This window comes from Paenibacillus sp. FSL F4-0100 (genome assembly GCF_037993005.1).
Taxonomy (GTDB): Bacteria; Bacillota; Bacilli; order Paenibacillales; family Paenibacillaceae; genus Paenibacillus_AQ.
The window spans coordinates 5,161,598-5,186,384 of sequence record NZ_CP150303.1; the positions used below are offsets into that span (position 1 = coordinate 5,161,598).

A 24,787-nucleotide genomic window follows, 5' to 3' on the forward strand; every position below is an offset into this window, starting at 1 on the left:
CCTCCTCTCCAACATTCAAACTTTCCCATTAAATGATCTTATATATAGCACCGGGTAATTGGGTAATCTGCTTTTTTATGATTAAAGATAACAGAACTGAATGCAAATGTCCAAAATCCCACCGGGTGCGCTCGATCATCTCATCCAGCGACCCGGGACCCTGTTCGAGCATATGGTATATTTGTCGTTCGTCATTTGTCAACCCGGCTAGTTCATCCGGATGCTCCTGACGAGGGGCCCGCCGCTCCTTATTGTATGTATCCGAAGCCACTTTTGGCAACCAGGAATCATATTCTTCTATTATATCACTAGCTTGCGTGACCATCTTGGCCCCTTGCTTGATCAAATCCAAGGTCCCTCTACTCTTGGGTGAAGTGAGAGGTCCCGGAACGGAGAACACGTCCCTTCCTGCCTCCAGGGCTAAATCCGCCGTAATCAACGATCCGCTGCGGGCATCCGCCTCTACCACCACGGTACCTAGCGTGAGTCCCGCAATAATCCGGTTTCGCTGCGGGAAGAATCCCGGGAGCGCCTTGGTGCCAGGCGGGTATTCGGAAATGATAAGTCCCTTTGCCGCGATTTCTTCATACAGCGATCGGTTCTCCGGTGGATATATCACGTCAATGCCGGCTCCGAGAACCGCTACTGTCGGTCCCCCGCTTCGCAAAGCCGTATCATGGACTACGCTATCAATGCCTCTGGCCATGCCGCTGACAACCATGAACCCTGCCCCTGCCAACTCCTCGGATAGCATCGTTGCAATCTTGCGCCCATATGCAGTAGGCATTCTTGTACCTACCATCGCAATCCCCGGCCTCGACAGCAGATGAGGATCGCCTATGCAATACAGTACCCAGGGTGCCTGTGGTGAAGATTTTAACATGTCCGGGTAGATATCATCGAGGGCTGTTATAATACGTATTTTTGAACGGTTTGTCAAATTCCATACCCCGGCTTCATGTTGTCCAAACCCGACATCATCCGCACTCGAAAGATCAATCTGCTTTCTTTCGACAACGGAAGAAAAATCTTTGGCCAGTTTATTCGCTTTTTCGACAGATAAACCACAGGTTCTCCAATCATTTGCATCATATGACAGCAGCCCCTGATGCAGTTCACCGTTCAATATGATTCGATTAATGGTCTTCCATCCGATACCTTCGCTTTCATGCAATGCGATGAGCAGTAAGCTATCCAGCTTCATAAGCGGGACCTCCTTAAAATATAAAATCAAAAGCAAAAAAGCAACCCTTCATTTCCTATTCAGGAAATAAAAGGTTGCTTACCTTAAATTATAACCATAGGCTTAGCCTAGGATTGCATAAGAATCTAGTTCTAGTGAGTCGTGCAAGACTCCAAAAGACCTTTCTCCTCAAGCACGCTAACCAGGGTTGAGCCCATTTCAGCAGGTGTAGGAGCTACCTTGATACCGCAAGCTTCAAGTACAGAGATTTTCTCCTTGGCTGTTCCTTTGCCGCCAGAAATAATCGCGCCTGCGTGGCCCATACGTTTTCCTGGAGGCGCCGTTGCGCCGCCAATGAAGCCTACCACTGGTTTAGTCATGTTCGCTTTGATCCATTCAGCCGCTTCTTCCTCTGCGGTACCGCCGATCTCACCGATCATAATAACCGCTTTGGTGTTAGGATCTTCATTAAAGAGTCTCAATACATCGATAAACTCCGTCCCTTTAACCGGGTCGCCGCCAATCCCTACGGCAGAGGATTGTCCGATGCCGCGAGCTGTCAGCTGATGAACGGCTTCATATGTCAGGGTACCACTGCGCGATACAACGCCGACGTGTCCTGGCGTATGGATGTAGCCAGGCATGATGCCGATTTTGCATTCACCCGGTGTAATGACACCAGGACAGTTAGGACCGATCAGACGAGTTTTCTTGCCTTCCATATAGCGGGATACTTTTACCATATCCAGCACCGGAATGCCTTCCGTAATACAAATAACCAGATCCATCTCGGCATCAACAGCTTCCAGAATGGAATCGGCTGCAAAAGCCGGAGGTACATAAATTACGCTAGCGGTTGCGCCTGTTTTGGCTTTGGCTTCCTCAATGGTGTTGTAAACCGGCAATTTGACGGTTTCGCCGTTCTCAAGCGTAATTTCAACTTCGGTTCCACCTTTGCCGGGTGAAGTTCCCCCGACCATCTGTGTACCGTAATCCAGGGCGCCTTTTGCATGGAAAAGGGCTGTTTTACCTGTAATCCCTTGCGTGATAACTTTTGTATTTTTATCGATCAAAATACTCACGATTGATTCACATCCCCTATTGTTATTTGAAAATGAAAGCAACCGCACGGCAGGGCTAAGAAGCCCATCGTGCCATGCCCCTTCAGGAATGAAATATTACTGAACGAGGGAGACGATCTTCTGTGCTCCGTCGGCCATGGAATCAGCAGGTACGATATTAAGACCGGACTCAGCCAGAATCTGCTTGCCGAGGTCTACGTTCGTTCCTTCCAAGCGTACAACAAGCGGACGAGTTAAGCCCAGCTGTTTTGCAGCTTCGACAACACCGGTAGCGATAACGTCGCAACGCATAATACCGCCGAAAATGTTGACAAAAATTCCTTTTACTTGAGGATCGGACAAAATAATCTTGAAGGCTTCCGTTACCTTCTCCGTTGTTGCACCGCCCCCAACATCAAGGAAGTTAGCAGGATCGCCGCCATAATACTTGATAATGTCCATTGTAGCCATGGCAAGACCTGCGCCGTTAACCATACAGCCGATGTTGCCATCGAGAGCTATGTAACTCAAATCGTATTTGGATGCTTCGATTTCCTTCTCGTCTTCTTCGTCCAGGTCGCGCAGTTCAAGGATGTCTTTATGACGGAACAACGCGTTGGAATCGAAATTGAGTTTGGCATCGAGAGCCATGACGTTTCCGTCACCGGTTACGACTAGCGGATTGATTTCAGCGATAGAGCAATCCTTCTCTACAAATGCCTTATACAAGGCCAGCATGAACTGAACGGCTTTACCTACCAGTTCATTCGGAATATTAATGGAATACGCTAATTTCCGCGCTTGGAATGTTTGAAGTCCGATCGCTGGATCTACAACCTCTTTAAAAATCTTCTCAGGAGTTGCTGCTGCAACTTCTTCAATCTCGGTACCGCCTTCTTCGGACGCCATCAAAACGACACGACCGGTAGCACGGTCAACGACCACACCGATATAATACTCTTTGCGAATATCGCAGCCCTCTTCAATGAGGAGACGCTTGACTTCCTTGCCTTCCGGACCTGTTTGGTGAGTCACCAACACCTTGCCCAGAATTTCTTCAGCATAAGCACGAACCTCATCCAGGCTCTTCGCCACTTTAACGCCGCCGGCTTTACCCCGACCGCCTGCGTGAATCTGTGCTTTGACAACGGTTACGGGACTACCCAAAGATTGTGCAGCTTCAACTGCTTCTTCTACCGTAAACGCTACCTTGCCGTTCGGAACAGCTACTCCATATTGCTTCAGTACTTGTTTTCCTTGATATTCATGGATATTCATTCTCGAATCCTCCTATCAACATGACTGGAACAAGGCTGGCTAACACGGAACTAATCTATGAAAGATTCCCCTGTCAACCTTTATATATTAAACCCAAGCTATTGTAACATGTTTTTAAAACGCTTACCTTAAAAAGTTCACAGTTTATCCACTCTATTTGGCATGGGTATGATTCCTTCCAGATATAAATTGGAGAAATATGTAAAAATCATTTGTTTTTCCGTGCATAGTGTATCAATCCAATGATCCCCAATGCGACAACGGCAATACCTAACAATCCTGCTAGCATAATCATAATATTTTCCCATAATATGGTCATCCCGCTTCCCTCTCCTATCCGAAATAATTAGTATATCGATTACTATTATACCATTAAATCCCTTTTTATTTAAGTTAAACTGTGACGCAAAATAAAACTCTTTATCCTTTTTCCACTATCCGTTAGAATGATTGAAAGATTAGTGAACGCATTCATAAGGAGATTCAGCATGAGTTGGTTGAAGTCATTTTTTCCACTGCATTCATTATTTGTTAAAATGCTGGTGTATTTTCTCATCGTGATTTTCCTGCTCTCCTCCTACAATTTATGGTCGATGACATTCTACTCCCGTAATGTAAACAATGAAATTGTCAAATATAATCTGACCCTGATTCGAAATACCGTAGATCAATTTGAGAAACAATACTCTACTTGGAAGAATCTCCTCCTCAACCTTCAGCACGATGAATTTGTCGGCAATATCAACAGGCAGGCCGATTCCGGCGGAAAGAAGGGCATCAATTATCTGCAGGTGGATATGGTGATGGATCAGATCCGGACCTTGGTAAGCCAGCCCTACTATCACTTGAACAATGTCATGATTTACTACCAGAATCATTCCTTCCTGCTTGAACGGGATGGCATCGTTGACGATGACCGCATGTTTAAGCATTACTACATAAGCGACTCCTATCCATACGAGTTCTGGAAACAGAGATATCACACAACCGGTTTTCTACATATGCTCCCCAGCAGCATTTTCTCCATCGGGACAGAGAAGAGCGAGTTACAGCTGATGCCTCTAATTACAAACGTACAGAGCAGTCCCTGGAAGATCATAGCTCTCGTAAATATGAAAAGCTGGTATGAATCCTATAAAGGAATGACCGGTTCCCGTTTTCTGCTGATGGACTCGGAGGGAGAAATTCTGTTCGAATCAGCCCCGGATGTGAAAACCCAGCCACTGCCGGAATGGGACGGCCAATCGGAATGGATGATGGAGAAGGGATCTTATTACTTTTACGAAAAGGGCACCCGCTCCGGCCTCACCTACGTCTCCATTATTCCGCATAACGAACTCAACCAAAGCATCAGCCGCATGAACTGGATTGCCGTGCTGTTATTTGCAGCTACCCTGCTCATCGGGATTCTGGCATCTTGGGTATTTTCCCGCAAAATCAATCGGCCGCTCAAGAGAATGGTTACAGGACTGGGCCAGGCGGAGATGGAGTTATATCAAGGGAGCATTGCCGAATTCAGCGCCATTTCCAACCACCTGAAGGGTTTGCAGCATGAACGAAAGAGCATCAAGGAATGGATGGACCATACCAAACCGCTCTTAACCAGCTACCATTATTTGGCCCAGTTCAAAAACTTTGCACTTGATACCGCCGCTGCCAAAGAGCTTTGGGTCGGCGAGGGTGCATTCATGGTTATCGTTTATCAGTTGAGGTACCGGCACGTCCCTTCGCGTCAGCTTGATGCCTTAATGACAAGAGCAACCGGCAAGATCAAAGATATGATCACGCTGCAAATACAAGAATCGTTTCCCCTATCCCACACCCTTCAGATGGAGGGCAAGCAAATCTTGTCCATTGTGTATACTCAAGAAAAATCTGATATGCTGCAGCAGTGTCTGAGTCAGCTCAAACAGATTTTTGATCAAGATCAAAGCACTTATCTCGTGAATATTGCGGTTTCGTCCGTGTTCCAGCAAACCTCTGATTTTGACCGGGCTTATGCAGAAGCCATGTCGCTCCTGCAACAAGCCATGCCGATTGAGGAAACCCAGATCATCTGGGAGAAAGAACGCCGTGAAGATGTAACAGGATTCACTGCCGAGCAAGAGCACGAGTTTTACGTGAATTTACAGGCCGGCAACGAGAGCAGCTGCCAATCGCTCATTGAGCGCGCCCTGGATCGATTGCAGCGGCAAGAGGCCACGGCCGATCAACTAAGCCACTTTGCCAAATCGGTCTCGGTCCGCATGAGAAGGACAGTAGAACTGCTGAAAATCAATATCGACGCACTTCCGGACTACGCAGAAAAGCTTGCATACAGCGTGACCCCTGAGCAATACCGCGACATCCTTCTCGACGAGCTCGCCCATGCAGCCCATGCGATCCGTCTGAAACGAGAGGAACATTACGATATCATTCAATATGTCTTTCATTATCTGGAGTCGCATTACGCTGAAGAAATATCGCTCGAACAGCTTGCTTCTAAACTCAACATGTCGCCTACTTATCTGTCAGGGTATATTAAAGAGAAAACGGGGAGCAACTTCAGCGACCAATTGAATTCGATTCGAATAACAAAAGCGAAAGAACTACTGCAGACAACAAATATGCCGATACAGGAAGTAGGCAACCGGATCGGCTACCGCAATGTCACTTCCTTTATCCGCATGTTCAAAAAAGTAACCGGCCAAACACCAGGTGATTACCGGAAAACCAACTGGATCCGATAACACACAGGTGAGCGGCCGGCCGCTTTAACCTGTAACCTTTAACCTTTAACCTTTAACCGAGCCAATCAAAGCCCCTTTTACAAAATACTTCTGTATAAACGGATAGACAAGCAGGATCGGCAAGGTGGACACCATAATGGTAGCGAATTTCAAGCCATCCTCCACCACCACGATATCGCCTACAACCGGACCATCCGTTCCCGTCAATTGCCCCGACAGCACGATGTTTCTTAAAATCACCTGGAGCGGCTGCATATCGGCATCCCGCAGATACAGCAGCGGCCCCATGAAATTATTCCACATCCCGACGGCATAATACAATCCGATGGTAGCCAGCACCGGCTTGGAGAGCGGGAGCACAATCCGGAAGAAGATTCCGATTTCGGACAACCCGTCTATTTTTCCGGATTCCTCTAGCTCTTGAGGCATACCCATGAAGAAAGTTCGCATGATGAGCAGATTCCAGGTGCCTACCGCTCCGGGCAGCACCATACCCCATATAGTATTGACAAAGCCAAGCTCCTTCACGACCAGAAACGTCGGAATCATCCCACCGTTAAAAAACATCGTAAAGACGATTAGCATCAAGATCGGTTTGCCCATGACCATCTTGGTCTTGGACAGCGCATAAGCCCCAAGTGCCGTTACAATCAAAGAAATGGCAGTTCCTGAAATCACATAAATCAGCGTGTTCTTATATCCTTTCAGCACCCGTCCGTCTTCGAACACATACTGATACATATCCAGGTTGAAGCCCCTCGGCCATAGCCATACTTCCCCGGAGGCGATGGATGCGGAATCACTGAGGGACACGGCCAGCATATAAACAAACGGGTATAGACACGCCATCACAATCCCGGACAAAATCAAGGCATTGAGCGCGTCAAACCAGTTCCATTTCGGTTTCATCACGTTCCTCCTTTACCAGATGCTGCTTCCGCTGACTCGTCGGCTGAACGAATTGGCCGCGATAATGAAGATAAAGCTGATGATGCCGGTAAACAGATCAATTGCCGTGGCATAACTGTAGTTGCCTTGCGTTAATCCGACCCTGTACACATAGGTGGATATAATATCGGCTGTCTCATAAGTGGCCGGAGTCGAGAGCAGGTATACTTTCTCAAAGCCGATCTCCAGTATTTTTCCGATATCAAGTATCAAGATAATCACGATCGCCGGCGCGATGCCGGGAAGTGTGATGTTCAGCGTCTGCTTCCACCGATTAGCCCCATCCATCCGTGCCGCCTCATATAATTGCGGATCGATTGCCGTCAAAGCAGCCAAATAGATGATAGTGCCCCATCCAATATGCTGCCATACGTCAGTCGTTACATAAATCGATCTAAACCAGGAGGCCTCAACCAGAAAGTTGATCCGCTCGACTCCAATTGCGCTGAGCAACTGGTTGACCACTCCACCTGTCGGGGACAGAAACATGACCGCGATTCCTGCTACAATCACGTTGGATATGAAATGCGGAAGATAACTGACCGTCTGGACAAACCGCTTCAAAAAGGATTTGCTCACCTCATTGATGAGTAACGCAAGAATAATAGGAGCCGGAAAACCGAAAATCAGCTTATATAACCCCAATAGAAATGTATTTCTGAGAACAGGCCAGAAGTCAGGCGTATTAAAAAACATGCTGAAATATTTGAACCCCACCCAGTCGCTCTCCGTGATCCCCTTAAATAAGTTGTAGTCCATAAAGGCGATCGAAATGCCGAATATGGGAACATACTTAAAAATGATGTAATACAGAGCACAGGGAAGAAGAAGCAGCAGCAGGTATTTGTCCCGCTTCACTTTCGTCAAGAAACTCGAATTCTGTGCTTGCAAAAACGTACCCTCCTTAGCGAAATCAAAACTGACCTACAGGCCCCTTCCCATAAGGACCGGGACCAGCCTATACTTCCGAAAGCCGGTCCGGGAAAGGAAAGCAGTGCGCTCATCTGGCAACATCCGTGCAGGTATAATTTTTACTTGGCTTCGTTTAGGAACTTTTGCGTCCGCTCATAAGCGCTCCTATGAACATCCAGCACCTGCTGCACGCCAAGCTTGTTCACTTCGTTCACGTAAGCATCCCAATCATCCATCGGTTTCTGTCCTAGAATGAACTTGGCAATCTGCTCCTCATGGAACTTTTTCACGGTTTCGCCGACCATGCTCAGCACTTCATTTTCTTCATTTGTATAGGCGAGCCTTGGCTGCGGCTTCGTTTCATGGTCAGGCGCAATTTTCATCGCTTCCCGCATTTTTGGAGAATACATGGACTCGTAAGCCGTCATATCCAATACCGTATGTGCCCCGATTGTTGCGATGCCCGTCTTGGTTCTCAAGTCGCCGAACTCTTTGTAATCCACGTTGAATTTGCGAGCCCCGTTCTCGGTTGTGAATGTCTCCCCTTCCCTACCCCAAGTTGCCAATTCAATTCCTTCGGGGGAGAACAAGAAATCGAGGTACTGAAGAAGCCGATCCCGCTCCTTGGAATTTGCCGCCACAGCAAAGCCGTCGGACTGCAATCCTGCGAATACATTGTGGGACTTGCCATCCGGAGTTCCAACAGGAGGAACCATATAATCGAGACTGAACTCGGATGCCTTATCCCCAAGCATTAACGGAAGCTCATCCATGATGCCGATATAGTCGCTGGCGATAAACGATTTGTTCTGAAGCAGCAGATCGTTAAATTGCTTGCGTTTATGCGCCATAAAGTCAGGTGCTACCAATCCTTCCGCATAAAACTTATTCATGTACTCAACCATTTTCTTGTAATTGTCCTCTGTCGGGCCGTAGCGCCATTCGTCCTTCTCATCATCGTAATAATAGCTGCTATTGGTGTTAAACGCCGGTGCCATATTAACCAGAGGACTCAAACCGTTAAACACGGCAATCGGAAAGCTCTCCGGATATATTTCCTTCAATCTTTTCGCAACCGTGTACAATTCGTCGTAGGTGGTCGGCGGCGTCAGATTGTGTTTCTCGAATACGTCGTCCCGGTAAAGCCACGACCGCCTGGATTGCTGCTCAAGTCCATACAACGGCATAAAATAGTTCTTCCCCTCGGGAGACAGAATAGCTGCCTTTACTTCCGGATGGTCCTCGAGAAACTTCCTGTAGTTCGGCATCTGATCCAAGTGCTCGAAATAGTCGACAAACGCTCCGCTTGCCCCGTGCGTGTTGGCGGCATTCAGGCTGTTGACCATCATAAGATCCGGTATCTCGCCCGAGGATATCGCCAGGTTCATCGTTGTGGTGTAATCACTCATCACAGGTTGTACCTTGAAGGAGATGCCGGTTTCTTCTTTCAAGTACTTATAAATCGGCCAATTTTCTTTATACGGCCAGTTCGTATGAGAGAAAGTCATCATCTCTAGTGTGACTTCCTTACCTAAGGCGACGTTTTCATGATTCTCCTCCTTTACCGCGTTTTCTTTTGAGCATCCGCTCAATAACGTGCCGGTTATAATGGCAGCTAATGCCAGCAACCCGAGCTTTCGGTTCCAAATTTTCACGCGAGCCCTCTCCCTTATGTATGATGATGTAACGCCAGCCGCTCTTAAGGCAGCATGTCGTTTATGATTTTGATTCTACTTACGAACCGGTGCGTTGACTATTGACATTCCTTCCCGTTATTGCCTGTAGCTACGATTCTGAAAAAGTGGCAACTTTCTGAACTACGGTACATTCACCGCTCAGATCCCGCACCACGGATGGGCCCTTGCCTATTGAATGGAGTTTCTTGCATAGTGCGAATTGACAGTCGGGAAGGAAAATTTTACAATACGGACTAGAGTCACACAGCGAAAATGAGGAAGCACCCTTTTCGAATCTTGGATGTTCTATTACGATTCAATCCACTGATATCAGAAATGAGGTGCTTTCATTTATGTACGGAAAACTTCATAGCGCTTGCTTGCACGGCATTGACGGCGTTGTCATCCAGGTGGAGGTGGACCTGGCGAACGGGCTGCCCCAAACTTCTATCATCGGTCTGCCTGATTCCTCCATTCGCGAATCTATTGAGCGGGTTCGGGCATCGATTAAAAACTGCGGTTTTACCTATCCCTTAAAACGGATAACCGTCAATCTTGCACCGGCAGATCTGCGCAAAGAGGGCTCTTCCTTCGATCTGGCGATCGCCGTCGGCATATTGCTAACAAGCGAGCAATGGACCTTTTCGAATGCCGGGCAAATGTTGATCCTGGGCGAACTTGCACTGGATGGTACACTTAGGCCCATCACAGGGGTATTGCCGATGGTAGAGCAAGCGAAAAAGGAAGGGTATGCCGGGGTTCTTCTTCCGCGCGAAAATGCTCCGGAAGCTGCATTGATCGGGGGGATCGAGGTCTATGGGCTCCAGCATTTAAAGGAGCTTATCCAGGAAGAGCCCGATGAGAACATCCTTGATAGTGAAGCTGGAGGAGCTACAAGCTTTACCGTTTCGCTGTCAAAGCTCAGATATGATCGGTCGACGCATACAAGCAGAACCCATGTGAACGGCCTGCAGGACAAGCAGCTGGAAGACTATAGAGATGTGATCGGTCAGCAGCATATCAAACGTGCCCTGACCATTGCTGCCGCAGGCATGCACAATATTCTGCTCATTGGGCCCCCGGGTACTGGAAAAACGATGCTCATGAAACGCCTCCCCACCATACTGCCGCCGCTGGCGGACCAAGAAGCGTTGACTACAACGAAAATCTTCAGCGCTGCCGGAAAGCTAAAGCCATCCGACGGGTTGATGACAAGACGCCCCTTTCGGTCCCCTCACCATACCATCTCGGCTGGCGGGCTCATCGGAGGCGGCACCATTCCGAAGCCGGGGGAAGTCAGTCTGGCCCATAAAGGCATTCTCTTCCTGGATGAGCTCCCCGAGTTCTCGAGGCATGTTCTGGAGGTGCTGCGACAGCCCCTGGAGGATCGCGAAGTAACCATCAGCCGGGCACGAGCGGTATTTACCTTCCCTGCGCACTTCATGCTCGCTTGTTCGATGAATCCCTGTCCGTGCGGTTATTACGGCAGTGATCACCCCCATCAACGCTGCACGTGCAGCGTTACCCGAATCGCTCAATACCGCGCTAGAATATCGGGGCCCTTGATGGATCGGATCGACCTTCAAGTAGACGTGCCTCGGCCTAAGGAATGGCCGGGAAGCGCAATACCTATATCATCCGAGCAAATGCGGGATCAAGTCTATGCGGCACAAACGATTCAATTGGAACGCTATAAACAGCTCCCGTTCAGCTGGAACAGCGAACTGTTCGGCAGCTTCCTGAGGAAACATGCGGTGCTGGACAAGGACTCGGCAGAGCTCCTGCAAGCGACAATCGATACGCTGGGCCTGAGCATGCGCGCTTATGACCGAATCCTGAAGCTGGCCAGAACCATTGCCGATCTGGAGGCATCCGATGCAATACAAAGCCAACATATCGCTGAAGCGATTCAATACCGTCAGCTGGATCGACAATATATCACTGCCGAAGAAACAACTCGTTGATGAAAGACAATAGCCCATGGTCATCAGGCTGATGACTCATGAAGACTGGAAGTTTGCTCCTATTGCATAAAATAAACCTGTCATACGCAAAGAAGGTGATGGAGCTCAGCTCCTATCACCTTCTTTGTTATGGCTGCTTCGGCTCGTACCCATCAAAATGCATTCTCGATATGATCCATCGAGACAGACGTCAGATCCGCGCGAAGCATAACGGAGATAACATCAAAACGGATTGGCCGGTCATAATAACGCTTATGATGAACGTACTGCTGGGCCGTGTTTCGGACCTGCATCACTTTGCGAGCATTCACGGACTCGGCAGGCGTGCCGAAGCTATTCGTTCCGCTTCGGCTTCTGACCTCAATTACCACAAGGGTCTCCCCTGTTTCAGCAACGATGTCCAGTTCTCCAAAGCGGCAGCGCCAATTGCGGTCCAAAATCCGGTATCCTTTTTCAATCAGGGAAGCGGCCGCCAGCTCTTCGGCAGCGGCTCCTTTTTGCTTGCGGCTGTCCTTTTTACCGGATGGCGAGTTCATTAGGGCATCATCCCTCCATCCTTCGCTTCACGATCCGCACGATAAACATATGTCAACACTTCCGCTACAAGCTGGTATAGCACCTCCGGAATCTGCTGATCCAGATCCAGCTTAGAGAGAATCTCCACCAAAGCTGCATCTTCTTGGACAGGGACGCCATGCTCTTTGGCCTTGTCTAATATAGACTCCGCCAATTTCCCTTGCCCTTTGGCAACCACAATCGGTGCTTCACTCTCGCCAGGCGTATATTTAAGGGCGACCGCCTTTTTCATGGCCGTTATTTGTCCTTGCTCTTTCTCTTCCTTGCTCATATCCGCATATCCACCCCTTTATAGGTTTGCGGGGTGTATTCTGCCGCCGTTCCCTGCACGGACGCGTCTGAAGTAAGCGGTGCAACTAAGGGTAGCGGTTCTGTTTTTACGCTAAGCAATTGATAGCCGATAGACGAAACAGCCTGAGCCAACTCTTGCTTTTTCCCCTCAAACAGCTCCGCGGCGTAACTCTGATCATTCCGAAAGCTGAGGCTGACAATCCGGTCAACGACCTGCACATCGATCAAGGTCGGGCCTAGAAATTTCATGTCCAAGTCGAACAACAGCCTGCAGTTGGTTGCATCCAGCTCGCCTTTTCGGCCTCTGCGGGATTGAATATGTACGGATGCCGTCTGTTCCCCGTCGACCCCATGCAGAGGTATGAACATGGTAACCTGTGCGAAAGGTGCTGTTCGATCGGTGTTTAGCAAGAGCTGCTGGCCCGTTAAATGCTGAACGACTTGCTGTGCCGCTTCCTTTAGCGCAGGCGGCGCATCCTGGCTGGACAACACCTGAAGCAACACTCCCTTCAGTGTGTCTTGCAGGGCAAGCGCCGATTCACCCGATGGCGTTGAGGCCATAACGGCTTGCTGTACGCCTTGGGCGATATTCTGCTGCCCGGATGGCACAACTGGCTGCGTCAAGCCCTGTTGATTCACAGCACCGGCCTGAGCATTCGCAGCAGCTTGCTGGCTCGCATTCGCCGCATTCCCTGGCGTGCCAAGAGCCCCAGGTGTAATCGCTGCTGCGCCACTGCTGCTAGGGGCAGGTGCTGCTGGCTGGGAAGCTGCTTGTCCGCCTGCTTGGCCTGCCGCGGCAGCGCTTGGCTCAGCTGCGGCGGGCAGCGGTGCAGCAGCACTCGCAGCTGGAGCAGGAGTGTGTGCTGGCACGGCCGCATTCGCTCCTGGAGCCGCGCCCGCGGCCGTGTTGCTGCTGGGCTGCGCGGCTGCCTGCTGCCCGGCAGGTGGTGCGGCGCTACCCGTGCGCGCCGCTTCGCCCGCGGGGCCCGTACCGGCCCCGCGCAGGGCTTGCTGCTCGTGCTCCGCACCGAGCAGCTTCAAGAGCCGCCCCACCCACGGCTCCGCGCTGGGGGTGGGCGGCTTTGGCGAAGGGCCTGCGGCACCTTCGCCTGGAGCTGCCGCCGGGCCCATGGCCACGGCGGCGGGTTGACCGGCGGCAGGCGTTGCCGTGCCGCCGCTGGCCCATGGCTGCGCGAGCTCGCCGCGCAGCTGCTGCAGCAAGCCTTGCAGCTTGGTCAGCAGCGCTTGCTGACCTGAGCCGGCCTGCGTGACACTGCCAGCGGAGGCCTCACCGCCAACCGTGGGAGGTGCTCCGGATGCTGCTTGTTTCCCCGCATCCACCAAACCTCCACTACCTGCGCTTAAAGCAGACGCCAGCTGCTGCTCCAACGACTGCAGTAGTTGATGCAGCTGGGGCCCGAATACCGCTTGATGCAGTCCCTTCACGCTTTCGGGGGTAATCGGCAGTCCGCGGTGAAACGCAATCGCAGCCGACTCCGCCCATTCCGCCGCGGGAATCTGCGGAGGCTTCACGGCCAATGCCTCGCGGAACATGGCGATATTGTCCTTCGTTAGCGGAACTCCCGCGTTCTGCATACCCCGGATCATTTCGCGGTTTTCCTTCGTATCCGGAAGACCGGCAAAATCCAGCACCTCAGCCATGGAAGACGGGGACAGCGGCTGTCCCGGCGTTTGACTAAGCGGCTTGAGAACGGCCGTCCCTCCCTCTCCCGGCGGCTGAACTTGCAGAAGGGCAGTTTCCCCGGCTCGAAGCGGCGTTTCCAGCTTCGCCTTCACTTGAACGCCCTGGATCTGCACCACGGCTTCTTGTCCGTCTTCCGATACGTTCATAACAACACCGCGAACGACCTGACCCGGTTTTAATTCCAACGTCTTGGCGTCTCCCGGCTTTTGCTCTCCCAGGAGGCCGCGAATCAACGATCCGATGTTCACGATAGTTCCTCCCACACCTTCTGTTTACCTTATATATCGGCAGCAGCCCGCCTTTTGACGAGGGCGGGCTGCATCGAAATCTAGAATAAGGACAATTGCTCAATCTCCATATTTTTCAGAAAGCTTCTTCTATGCATAGCGGTAGGTCCGTGCAGCTGCAGCTGTTCACGGTGAAACTTGGTAGCGTAGCCTTTATGTACGGCGATTCCGTATTCCGGATAACGCGTCTCCCATTCCCCTTCGCACAATCTGTCGCGAGTGACCTTGGCAATAATGGAGGCCGCAGCAATGGACTGGCTGTTAGCGTCGCCTTTAATGATGGCACGCTGGGGAATATCGCAATCCACCTTCTCGGCATCAACAAGCAGAAACTGGGGAGTAACAGCCAATTGCTCCATAGCCATCTTCATGGCAAGCCTTGCGGCTTGTTTGATGTTAATTCGGTCAATCGTTTCCGCATCCACCAAACCAACGCCAACCGCCAGCGCCTGTTCCATGATGAGATCATAGAGGGTTTCCCGCTTCTTGGCACTGAGTTTCTTCGAATCATTGATCCCTTCAATCACTAACCCCTCCGGCAAAACAACCGCCGCAGCGACCACGTCGCCGAACAAACAGCCGCGGCCTACTTCGTCAATACCTGCAATATGTATATAACGGCTCCAGTACTCACGCTCGTACATTAATAAATCTGTCATAGGTTTAACCCCTTTGGTTCCGAATTACCGCTTGTTTGATGTCTGTACATACGGTGTATCAAACACGTTCTATCAATCTAGTAACTCTTCTAGATTATCACACTCGCCACAGAGCGTCACCCTTTAACCCCCCTTTCCTGCTGGAGATGATGCGAAAATGCCGGTCCAAACAAGTCACGCACATCAAACGAAGTCGATCTTCAGAGCATCTACCGAGTTAAACTAGATAGAATCAATGCAGTCTAATCTCCTCCTGATCTGATCCATAAAAAATAACCATTCCGCCGTTAACCGGCAGAATGGTTATTTTTTGGTTTAAACTAGTGGAAGATAGCTCTCGTTCACCCTATTGAATCAATAAGGGGATTCCATCGAATAACGCCCAAGCTTGCCTGCGCGTAGTTCACGTAGGAAAATGCTCGAGGCTTTTTCCAGATCGACTCTTCCTCCGCTGACGATGCAGCCTCGTTTTCTTCCGATCGCTTCCATTATCGCCACAATTTCATCCGGGTTATCCAGATCTGTTGGGCGCTCCTTAAGATCAAAACGTTCGCTCATCGATTCCCAATAATAGTTGGAGAAATATTTGATCGCAAAAAAGGCAATATCCTCTACGTTCAATATTTCCTCTTTGATGGCGCCGGTTACCGCAAGACGATACCCTACATTCTGATCCTCGAATTTTGGCCACAGGATGCCGGGTGTATCCAGCAATTCCATCTCACCACCAGCAACCTTAATCCACTGTTGTCCTTTCGTGACACCCGGACGGTCTCCCGTCTCCGCAATGTTACGACCAGCAAGACGGTTAATCAGCGTGGATTTGCCTACATTCGGTATACCTACAATCAACACACGCATAGCTCGCGGGTTCATGCCCTTGGCTATTTGTTTATCGATCTTCTCTTTCAGCAGCAGCTTAATCTGGTTCGGAATATCCTTAACACCTGTCCCTGTGGATGCATCTACAGGAAAGGCGGTTAGGCCATTTTCCTTGAAGTGGGCTTGCCATTGCCTTGTGACCTCAGGATCTGCCAAATCGGCTTTATTCATAATAATGAGCCGCGGCTTGCCCTGCAAAATCTCGTCAATCATCGGATTTCGGCTTGAGAGCGGAAGCCTCGCATCGGTCAGTTCAATTACAGCATCGATCAGCTTCAGCTTCTCCTGAATTTGGCGGCGCGCTTTGGTCATATGTCCGGGAAACCATTGTATTGTCAAACGTCGTCACCTCTACTTTGCACTGCAAACTTTCATCGTTTCTTTAGCGCCTTGGCTAATGGTTGATGAGCCCTATGTCTTTAATCGGCCAGAAGATCAAGTCTGCTCGCCCGATAATATCCCCCAAAGGAACATATCCTATCATACGGCTGTCCGTGCTGTTGGAGCGGTTATCTCCCATCACAAACACATGACCATCTGGCACAACACCATCCTGAACGAACGAGTTCGGGAAATCTGTGTTATTGTATAATCTGTTTTCAGCATGGGCTTGATCAATCGCTTCCTGTATGTAGGTTTCATTCACAGGCTCCCCATTGACAAGCACTTTATCGCCTTCAACTTTAACCGTATCACCAGCAACTGCGATCACGCGTTTAATGAAATCCCTGCCCTCATCAGGAACATGGAATACGATAACTTCTCCACGCTCGGGTTTACGGATATCATATAAAATCTCATTGACGATCAGCTTCTGATTGGATACAAAGTTAGGTTCCATGGATGGACCCTGCACAATAAACGGTTTAAAGAGAAGCCAGCGAATGAGAACGACGAGAACCAGAGCAATGAGAAGAGCCTTCAGCCATTCTACAAGCTCGTTCTTAGCCTTTTTGGCCGGTTTCCCCACGTTGGTTTCAATTGCCTCCTGGTGTTGATCTTTCTCCATAACCCACCGTCCTTCTCTATAGATCGCTTTCGCATTATAGCGATTTTTGGATATACAAAAGGGGCTTGTATATACGCACAAGCCCCTTTTACTGCCTTGTAATTAACGACGAATTTCTTTAATTCTCGCTGCTTTACCGCGCAGTTCACGAAGATAATAAAGCTTCGCACGACGCACTTTACCACGGCGAGCCACTTCGATTTTATCGATTTTAGGCGAGTTGATTGGGAAAGTTCTTTCCACACCAACACCGTAAGAAATTTTACGAACGGTAAAAGTCTCACTGATTCCGCCACCGCGACGTTTAATTACTACACCTTCAAACAACTGGATACGCTCACGAGTTCCCTCGATAACCTTAACGTGTACTTTTAAAGTATCACCAGGACGAAAGCTCGGAATATCTTTACGAAGTTGTTCTTGAGTAATCGCTTGAACGATATTCATCTATGACTCCCTCCTCTCACACAGGTGTTCTTGCATCTTCCGGAAACTCTATGTATTTCCTTCATTATCCGCAGCGGACCACCGTATTCACAACAAAAGAAATGATAACATATTTTGTAGACCGAATCAAGTGTTTTATCTTTACACCCTCATGCATAAACCAGCTTTTTCTCCTAGCTCTGGTCCATAAAAAACCACTTCCAGCATGAAAAATCATGCCGAAAGCGGTTAGCCTCACCTTAATTTACGGTTTCTTTCGAGTCGTGCATGCCCTTATGACGCTTGCCATAGTATTCAAGGATGTCATCTACCGTTTGAAATTGAACTTCTGTATTTGTTGTTTCTTCTATTTTCGCTTCATGTTGTTGTCGATGTTCTGCCATGACAAGATGCCTCCCAGTTCTCAAGTGATTCTCCAGTTACATATTACCCATCAACGCAGGAGTTGTATCAGCAATATTAAAAAATATGACACTGAAGTATACAAATCTGGGCTAAGAGCCAATTCTAAAGATAGAAATCCTTGCGCCAGTTTGAGGAGCATTAATCGCTTTGCTGACTGGCGATAAATTATAGAGCCCTACGGTGTTACCGGCACTTAAATTGATGACCGCAGATCCTGATACCTCGGCAGTGGTTGAATTCGAGTTCATGTTCGCCGTACTGGTTATATTCCCGTTCACGAAGATTCCGAACGTGTTGGGAGCGGTTTGGCCATTTTCGAGCGATATCTGCCAATCTAAATAGTAAAAACCCGCTGTCACAATGGTCAACGTCGTTGTACCATTATATGTTACACCTTGAAGTGTGCTCGTCGAGAATGTTACAGGTGAATTAGTAGCCACATTTTGAGTGACTCCATTACTGGCATACAACACGCTGCCGCCGATAAGCGTATTCGCCTCCGTCGGACCGGTTGGACCTGCTGGACCTGTGGCTCCTGTGACTCCCGTTGGCCCAGTACTGCCAGTTGCTCCGGCAACGCCAGTCGGACCTGTTACTCCCGTCGCTCCTGTTGCTCCCGTTGGCCCTGTAACGCCTGCTGCGCCAGTTGTACCCGTAGCGCCAGTCGGACCTGTCACCCCGGTTACTCCTGTGGCACCTACTTCTCCCGTCGCTCCTGTTGGGCCTGTTACACCGGTTGCTCCTGTGATTCCTGTAACTCCCGTTGGCCCAGTTCCACCAGTTGCTCCGGCAACGCCAGTCGGACCTGTTACTCCCGTCGCTCCTGTTGCTCCTGCTGCTCCCGTGGCGCCCGTTGCGCCTGTGGATCCAGTTACGCCTGTAACTCCCGTTAACCCAGTATCACCAGTTGCGCCGGTTGCCCCAGTTACTCCGGCCGCCCCTGTTGCTCCAGTAGCACCTGTAACCCCTGTTTCACCAATTTCTCCGGTTGCTCCTGTCAGACCTGTCACCCCGGTTACTCCTGTGGCACCTACTTCTCCCGTTGCTCCTGTTGCGCCTGTCAATCCGGTCACTCCTGTGACACCAGTAGCTCCGGTTATGCCTGTTGCTCCTATCGGACCTACTGCTCCTGTTTCTCCCGTAGCTCCTGTTGCGCCTGTGGCTCCGGTAACTCCAATCGAGCCTGTTGGTCCCGTAGCGCCTGTTTCTCCTGTTGCTCCCGTTACTCCTGTGACGCCCGTAATTCCTGTAGCTCCAGTTTCTCCTGCTGATCCTGTAACGCCAGTCGGACCTGTTACTCCCGTCGCTCCTGCTGCTCCCGTGGCGCCCGTTGCGCCTGTGGCTCCAGTTACGCCTGTAACTCCCGTTAACCCAGTACCACCAGTTGCTCCGGTTGCCCCAGTTACACCTGTTATTCCGGTTACTCCTGTAATTCCTGTTGCATCAATTTCTCCGGTTGCTCCTGTCGGACCCGTAACTCCTGTTGGCCCCGTAACGCCGGTTACTCCTGTGGCACCTACTTCTCCCGTCGCTCCTGTCGGACCTGTTACACCGGTTGCTCCTGCAACTCCAGTTGCTCCCGTAGTACCTGTCGGACCTGTTAATCCAGTCACTCCCGTTGTTCCTGTTACTCCTGTAACTCCTGTTGCACCAATTTCTCCCGTCACTCCTGTTGGCCCCGTAACGCCGGTTACTCCTGTGGCACCTACTTCTCCCGTCCCTCCAGTTGGGCCTGTTACACCGGTTGCTCCCGTAGCTCCCGTAGCTCCTGTTGGACCCGTAGCTCCCGTTGGCCCGGTAACGCCTGTTGCTCCTGTAGCCCCTACTTCTCCGGTTGCTCCAGTCGGGCCTGTTACACCGGTTGGTCCTGCAGTTCCCGTTGGCCCTGTAGCGCCAGTTGCACCCGTAGCACCGGTCATGCCTGTTAATCCAGTCACTCCCGTTGCTCCTGTGACTCCTGTTGCACCAATTTCTCCAGTCGCTCCTGTCGGACCCGTTACTCCTGCTGGCCCCGTAACGCCGGTTACTCCTGTAGCACCTACTTCACCCGTCGCTCCAGTTGCGCCTATTATTCCAGTGGCTCCCGTTGCCCCGGTCTCGCCTACTGCTCCAGTCGCACCGGTTTCACCAGTCGGTCCGGTCGCTCCTGTTATCCCGCCAGGTGCCCCTGGCGGTCCTTCCGGACCTGTTGGACCTGTAGCACCCACCGCACCCGTCGGGCCAGTTGCTCCCGGCACGCCGTCCAATCCGGGCCCTCCTGTAGCACCTGCAATGCCTCTCGGGCCAGTCACACCCGTGGCTCCTGTCGCTCCAATCACGCCCGGCTGATCGTTACCTGGCACGTCTTCCAACGTTTCCTGGATCGTGAGACCTTGAACACTTTCAGCGCTCGTCCTTGCTACAGCTGGCAGAGATTGCAGAGCAGCATCTTGGACAGCCACCGGAATGCTTAATGTCGCTATCGTTCCTGAAAGAGCATTCGTATAGTTGATCAACTGTTCATTCAAATGTTCAGGCGACGCCCCATTCCGCAACGATGCATTAATTCCATCCGTTGCTTGTTGCAGCCTGCCCAGCTGTTGTCCGGAACTCCCTAATCTCGCAGCCTGCTGGTTAATTCCCTGAAGTACTTCAGTAAGCTGCTGACGAGACCCGGCCCCTGGATTCGTCGTTGCATTCATAATGTAAAAAGGCAGATTGTTCATTAAATTGATTAGAGGGACAGCATCCGCACTCGGAAACGCATTATCCAGCCTTGATTGAATACCATTTTGCAAAGCAGCGATATCCGGACCGATCTCGCCGCCGACCCCAATTCGTTCTCCATACATTTGAAACAACGTCATGACTTCATTCAATCTTGTTAAAATCCCTTCCAGATTGTCCGAATTGGAAATCCTTGCGATTTGCTGTACAACCTGCCTAAGACCCCGCCGTTCCCGCAGCGAGAACTTCATTTCCGAGACCAGATCGTTAAGGCTCTGCAATTGTATTTTGATAAGTGTGAAATCCTCGTTAACCGGCTGTTCCACAAATGCGTGTAACAGTGATATTAATTGACGGATCAATGTAACGAATGGAGTGGCTTGGTTCCTTCCGACACGGATTCGTCCGGGTGTAAGTCCTTGAATTACAACCTTGCTGTTCCTACGTTTCCTTCTTTCTTGCCTCAATCGATTTCACCCCTTACGATTAATGCATCCGCAAACGCCTATTTATCACACTATTCAATTCATACGAATTTTGTTCTCAGGTGCAAACATGAAACGTGCATATTACTACATACTAGCCACATTCAAGAAATAAAAAAAACGAACAGACCTGTGCTTACAGATCTGTTCGTGAGATTAAACAAAAAAGCTTATGAGGATCCCGCTTCTCGCTGAAGCTTGTTTAAATATGCCCGATCCTGCTTGGACAACTCCAGCTTGTCTAACAACTCAGGGCGACGCTCCCATGTCCGCTTAAGCGCCTGTTCCCGACGCCACACGTCAATATTTGCATGATGACCGCTTAACAAAATATCCGGCACTTTCCAGCCGCGAAACTCAGCCGGACGGGTATAGTGCGGATATTCCAGCAGGCCGGTACTGAATGAATCCGTCACCGCTGACGTTTCATTGCCTAGTACACCCGGCAGCAATCGGACCACTGAATCAATGGCAACCATCGCTGGCAGCTCTCCACCGGTAAGCACGTAATCCCCGATGGATAACTCATCGGTAACAAGAAACTCGCGAATCCGTTCATCATAACCTTCGTAATGACCGCATATAAACACCAGATGGTCTTCCTGAGACAACTCTTCGGCCTTTTTCTGCGTGAAGGTCTCTCCTTGCGGACACATCAGAATGACTCGCGGAGGCTTGGCTGTTCCGGAAATTTCCACTGGAATCTTTCCGGCAGGATTAGCCCCATCCTCATGATTCGAAATTTCATCCGTATCAGAAGCAAGGATATCCTCTACCGCAGCAAAAATCGGGTCCGGCTTTAACACCATCCCCCCACCGCCGCCATATGGAGTATCATCGACCTGACTGTGCTTATTTCCGGCATACTGGCGGAAGTTGATGGCATTCAAGTTCACAATTTGTTTTTCGGCTGCTTTACCCAGAATACTCGAATGAAACACACCATCGAACATCTCGGGGAACAGCGTCAGCACATCGATCCGCATGGACTATAACAACCCTTCCATGAGATGCACCCGAACAAGCTTCGATTCCTTGTCTACATCAAGTACGACATCCGGTATGGCCGGAAGGAGAACTTCTTTTCCCTCAGGTGTCTTGACAACCCACACATCATTCGCGCCTGGGGTCAAAATTTCGGTGATCAAGCCAAGCTCCTCGGCAGGGTCTTCGTCGGTCATCACCTTGCAGCCAATGATCTCATGGAAATAGTACTCGTTCTCCGGAAGCTCTTCCTGGAGATCCGCTGTGATCTTCAGCAGCGAGCCCTTATATTTTTCAGCATCATTGATGCCATGCAGCTCCTTGAATTTAACGATATACATGTTTTTATGAAAACGAGATGTATCCACCGTTACTTCAATCTTGCTCCCCTTGTCCGGGACAATATACAACTGGCTCTTTGGAGCAAATCGCTGGTCAGCAAAATCCGTATGCGGCATGACTTTAACTTCCCCGCGGATGCCGTGCGTATTCACGATTTTCCCTACAGTTAACAACTTTTCAGACATGGTCTTCCTCCTGCATCACTTAATAAACGTTCTAAGCTGGTTTGACCGGCTGATTTCTTCAGCATGTACGAAAAAGGGCTAGGACATGCATCCTAACCCCCTTTCGTATATTTTAAGAAATGATATCAACGGTCACCCGTTTATCCATTTTAACCGCCGCCGATGTTACGACTGTACGCAATGATTTGGCGATACGCCCTTGTTTGCCTATGACCTTCCCGACATCGTCAGGATGCACGTACAGCTCATATACAATCAAGTGCTCCTTCTCAACGGTTTTCACAGTCACATCTTCTGGATGATCCACTAAAGCCTTAGCAATAACGCGAACTAATTCTTCCATAGATAACCCTCGCGATCAGTCTTATTTCTGATGCTTCAGCTCATGAAACTTCTTCATTACGCCCGCTTTGCTAAGCAAGTTGCGAACCGTGTCAGATGCTTGCGCACCATTTTGAAGCCAGTTCAGTGCTTTCTCTTCATCGATTTTAACTTCAGCCGGTTGAGCAACCGGATTGTAATAACCGATTTCCTCGATAAAACGGCCATCACGTGGGGAACGGGAATCAGAAACCACCACGCGGTAGAAAGGAGCCTTGTGAGCACCCATGCGTTTCAGACGAATACGTACTGCCATTTGAAAATTCACCTCCTTCAAAAAATGTCCATTCGATATGACCGAGACTTAACGGAATGGAAACTTCATGCCTTTCCCACCGGTCAAGCCTTTTAGCTGTTTCATCGCTTTGTTCTTGCCGCCTTTAGGACCCATCATATCCGAGAACTGCTTCATCACGCGGCGCATTTCGTCAAACTGCTTGATGAGCCGGTTCACTTCAGCTAGCGAGGTTCCGCTGCCTGCCGCAATCCGTTTACGACGGTTGTGATTGATGATATCAGGCTGCTGCTTCTCCGCCGTTGTCATGGAGTGGACAATTGCCTCGATGCGTCCCATCTGCTTCTCGTCAACCTTGAGATCCTTGGCTTGCTTCATCTTGCCCATACCCGGAATCATATCCATCAGCTGATCCAGAGGACCGAGCTTCTTGACCTGATCCATCTGCTCCAGGAAATCCTCGAACGTAAATTCGGCATTACGCATTTTACGTTCCATTTCCTTGGCCTTGTCTGCATCAATGTTCGATTGTGCTTTCTCGATAAGAGACAGCATATCGCCCATTCCGAGAATCCGCGATGCCATCCGTTCTGGATGGAACGGCTCCAGCGCATCAATCTTCTCGCCAAGCGCCGCGAATTTGATCGGACATCCGGTAACCGCCTTAACCGAGAGGGCGGCACCGCCTCGGGTATCCCCGTCCAGTTTCGTGAGTACGACACCTGTCAGCGTCAATTGCTGGTTGAAGCTTTCCGCGACGTTCACCGCATCCTGACCCGTCATTGCGTCAACGACAAGCAGAACTTCGTCAGGATTTACGACGCTGTGAATCTGCTTCAATTCTTCCATCAGCTCTTCATCGACATGAAGGCGACCGGCAGTATCGATAATGACATAATCGTGACCATTATCTTTGGCATGCTGGAGGCCTTGCTTCGCGATTTCCACTGGGCTTGTCTTATCTCCCAGGGAGAACACCGGCACGTTGATCTGATCACCGAGTACTTCGAGCTGCTTGATCGCAGCAGGACGATAGATATCGCCGGCAACAAGCAGCGGTCGGCTGTTCTGCTTCTGAAGCAGCTTGGCCAGCTTGCCCGAAGTCGTTGTCTTACCGGCACCTTGCAAACCGGCCATCATAATGACCGTTGGCGGCTTATTGCTCTTCGCCAGTTTGGCTTGGCTTCCTCCCATCAACTCCGTCAGCTCTTTATTAACGATGTCAATGATCACCATGCCGGGCGTAAAGCTGTCCATCACTTCCTTGCCGATGGCCTTCTCTTTTACTTTGGATACGAAATCCTTAACCACTTTGAAGTTAACGTCGGCTTCGAGAAGCGCGAGTCGAACTTCACGCATGGCGGCTGTTACATCTTCTTCGGACACCTTGCCTTTACCACGAAGCTTGCTGAACACATTCTGTAGTCTGCTGGTCAATCCTTCAAACGCCATATCCG

22 protein-coding genes are annotated in these 24,787 nt (G+C 50.1%); 2 read left to right on the top strand and 20 right to left on the bottom strand.

Features of this window, described 5'->3' with window-relative positions:
- Positions 1 to 28: 28 nt before the first annotated feature.
- The 3 genes from dprA to sucC all read right to left on the bottom strand — a co-directional run bounded on the left by dprA (position 29) and on the right by sucC (position 3,522).
- On the bottom strand, positions 29 to 1,204 hold the full coding sequence (dprA, locus tag MHH48_RS23215) for a DNA-processing protein DprA (protein WP_076325001.1): 1,176 nt from the start codon (positions 1,202 to 1,204) through the stop codon (positions 29 to 31).
- A gap of 131 nt (positions 1,205 to 1,335) precedes the next feature.
- Positions 1,336 to 2,265 carry a succinate--CoA ligase subunit alpha gene (gene sucD, locus MHH48_RS23220; RefSeq protein ID WP_076325002.1) on the bottom strand — a complete coding sequence of 310 codons (930 nt, stop codon included), beginning with the start codon at positions 2,263 to 2,265 and terminating at the stop codon, positions 1,336 to 1,338.
- Positions 2,266 to 2,361: 96 nt separating this feature from the next.
- On the bottom strand, positions 2,362 to 3,522 hold the full coding sequence (gene sucC / locus MHH48_RS23225; RefSeq protein ID WP_076325003.1) for an ADP-forming succinate--CoA ligase subunit beta: 1,161 nt from the start codon (positions 3,520 to 3,522) through the stop codon (positions 2,362 to 2,364).
- 488 nt (positions 3,523 to 4,010) lie between these two features.
- Between sucC and MHH48_RS23230 the strand changes: the two genes are divergently transcribed.
- Positions 4,011 to 6,251, top strand: a complete 2,241-nt coding sequence (locus MHH48_RS23230) for an AraC family transcriptional regulator (protein ID WP_076325004.1) — start codon at positions 4,011 to 4,013, stop codon at positions 6,249 to 6,251.
- 45 nt (positions 6,252 to 6,296) lie between these two features.
- Here MHH48_RS23230 and MHH48_RS23235 read toward each other — a convergent pair whose 3' ends face one another.
- The 3 genes from MHH48_RS23235 to MHH48_RS23245 all read right to left on the bottom strand — a co-directional run bounded on the left by MHH48_RS23235 (position 6,297) and on the right by MHH48_RS23245 (position 9,766).
- The gene (locus tag MHH48_RS23235; protein WP_076325005.1) at positions 6,297 to 7,160 is read right to left on the bottom strand and encodes a carbohydrate ABC transporter permease; all 864 of its coding nucleotides are present in this window, start codon (positions 7,158 to 7,160) and stop codon (positions 6,297 to 6,299) included.
- Between the two features lie 12 nt (positions 7,161 to 7,172).
- On the bottom strand, positions 7,173 to 8,090 hold the full coding sequence (locus MHH48_RS23240) for an ABC transporter permease subunit (RefSeq protein ID WP_076325006.1): 918 nt from the start codon (positions 8,088 to 8,090) through the stop codon (positions 7,173 to 7,175).
- 140 nt (positions 8,091 to 8,230) lie between these two features.
- On the bottom strand, positions 8,231 to 9,766 hold the full coding sequence (locus tag MHH48_RS23245) for an extracellular solute-binding protein (RefSeq protein WP_076325007.1): 1,536 nt from the start codon (positions 9,764 to 9,766) through the stop codon (positions 8,231 to 8,233).
- A gap of 374 nt (positions 9,767 to 10,140) precedes the next feature.
- Here MHH48_RS23245 and MHH48_RS23250 point away from each other — a divergent pair, with 374 nt between their 5' ends.
- A complete protein-coding gene (locus tag MHH48_RS23250; protein WP_076325008.1) occupies positions 10,141 to 11,751 on the top strand; it encodes a YifB family Mg chelatase-like AAA ATPase in 1,611 nt (536 codons plus the stop codon).
- A gap of 152 nt (positions 11,752 to 11,903) precedes the next feature.
- Here MHH48_RS23250 and MHH48_RS23255 read toward each other — a convergent pair whose 3' ends face one another.
- From MHH48_RS23255 to ffh, 14 genes are all read right to left on the bottom strand, one after another.
- Positions 11,904 to 12,287 (bottom strand): YraN family protein, encoded by a 384-nt coding sequence (locus MHH48_RS23255; RefSeq protein WP_076325009.1) that lies wholly within the window; start codon positions 12,285 to 12,287, stop codon positions 11,904 to 11,906.
- A complete protein-coding gene (locus MHH48_RS23260; RefSeq protein ID WP_076325010.1) occupies positions 12,287 to 12,598 on the bottom strand; it encodes an EscU/YscU/HrcU family type III secretion system export apparatus switch protein in 312 nt (103 codons plus the stop codon). Before MHH48_RS23260 ends, MHH48_RS23255 begins: the two co-directional genes overlap by 1 nt.
- Positions 12,595 to 14,571 (bottom strand): hypothetical protein, encoded by a 1,977-nt coding sequence (locus tag MHH48_RS23265; RefSeq protein ID WP_076325011.1) that lies wholly within the window; start codon positions 14,569 to 14,571, stop codon positions 12,595 to 12,597. Before MHH48_RS23265 ends, MHH48_RS23260 begins: the two co-directional genes overlap by 4 nt.
- Before the next feature lie 80 nt (positions 14,572 to 14,651).
- A complete protein-coding gene (locus tag MHH48_RS23270) occupies positions 14,652 to 15,269 on the bottom strand; it encodes a ribonuclease HII (RefSeq protein ID WP_076325012.1) in 618 nt (205 codons plus the stop codon).
- Between the two features lie 354 nt (positions 15,270 to 15,623).
- A complete protein-coding gene (ylqF, locus tag MHH48_RS23275; protein ID WP_076325013.1) occupies positions 15,624 to 16,490 on the bottom strand; it encodes a ribosome biogenesis GTPase YlqF in 867 nt (288 codons plus the stop codon).
- A gap of 55 nt (positions 16,491 to 16,545) precedes the next feature.
- Complete coding sequence (gene lepB, locus MHH48_RS23280; RefSeq protein WP_076325014.1) at positions 16,546 to 17,160, bottom strand: signal peptidase I; 615 nt, start codon at positions 17,158 to 17,160, stop codon at positions 16,546 to 16,548.
- 102 nt (positions 17,161 to 17,262) lie between these two features.
- Positions 17,263 to 17,607, bottom strand: coding sequence for a 50S ribosomal protein L19 (rplS, locus tag MHH48_RS23285; RefSeq protein ID WP_015736355.1), 345 nt, complete (start codon positions 17,605 to 17,607; stop codon positions 17,263 to 17,265).
- A 239-nt stretch (positions 17,608 to 17,846) separates the two neighbouring features.
- On the bottom strand, positions 17,847 to 17,990 hold the full coding sequence (locus tag MHH48_RS23290) for a hypothetical protein (protein WP_179090702.1): 144 nt from the start codon (positions 17,988 to 17,990) through the stop codon (positions 17,847 to 17,849).
- Positions 17,991 to 18,101: 111 nt separating this feature from the next.
- Positions 18,102 to 21,185 carry a collagen-like repeat preface domain-containing protein gene (locus MHH48_RS23295; RefSeq protein WP_083659785.1) on the bottom strand — a complete coding sequence of 1,028 codons (3,084 nt, stop codon included), beginning with the start codon at positions 21,183 to 21,185 and terminating at the stop codon, positions 18,102 to 18,104.
- Between the two features lie 188 nt (positions 21,186 to 21,373).
- Complete coding sequence (gene trmD, locus MHH48_RS23300) at positions 21,374 to 22,189, bottom strand: tRNA (guanosine(37)-N1)-methyltransferase TrmD (RefSeq protein WP_076325015.1); 816 nt, start codon at positions 22,187 to 22,189, stop codon at positions 21,374 to 21,376.
- A gap of 3 nt (positions 22,190 to 22,192) precedes the next feature.
- Positions 22,193 to 22,714: a ribosome maturation factor RimM gene (gene rimM / locus MHH48_RS23305; protein WP_076325016.1), complete on the bottom strand. Its 522-nt coding sequence runs from the start codon at positions 22,712 to 22,714 to the stop codon at positions 22,193 to 22,195.
- 112 nt (positions 22,715 to 22,826) lie between these two features.
- Positions 22,827 to 23,057 carry a KH domain-containing protein gene (locus MHH48_RS23310; protein WP_006211360.1) on the bottom strand — a complete coding sequence of 77 codons (231 nt, stop codon included), beginning with the start codon at positions 23,055 to 23,057 and terminating at the stop codon, positions 22,827 to 22,829.
- 21 nt (positions 23,058 to 23,078) lie between these two features.
- The gene (rpsP, locus tag MHH48_RS23315; protein ID WP_006211361.1) at positions 23,079 to 23,351 is read right to left on the bottom strand and encodes a 30S ribosomal protein S16; all 273 of its coding nucleotides are present in this window, start codon (positions 23,349 to 23,351) and stop codon (positions 23,079 to 23,081) included.
- A gap of 48 nt (positions 23,352 to 23,399) precedes the next feature.
- Positions 23,400 to 24,782: a signal recognition particle protein gene (ffh, locus tag MHH48_RS23320; RefSeq protein ID WP_076325017.1), complete on the bottom strand. Its 1,383-nt coding sequence runs from the start codon at positions 24,780 to 24,782 to the stop codon at positions 23,400 to 23,402.
- Positions 24,783 to 24,787 lie beyond the last annotated feature (5 nt).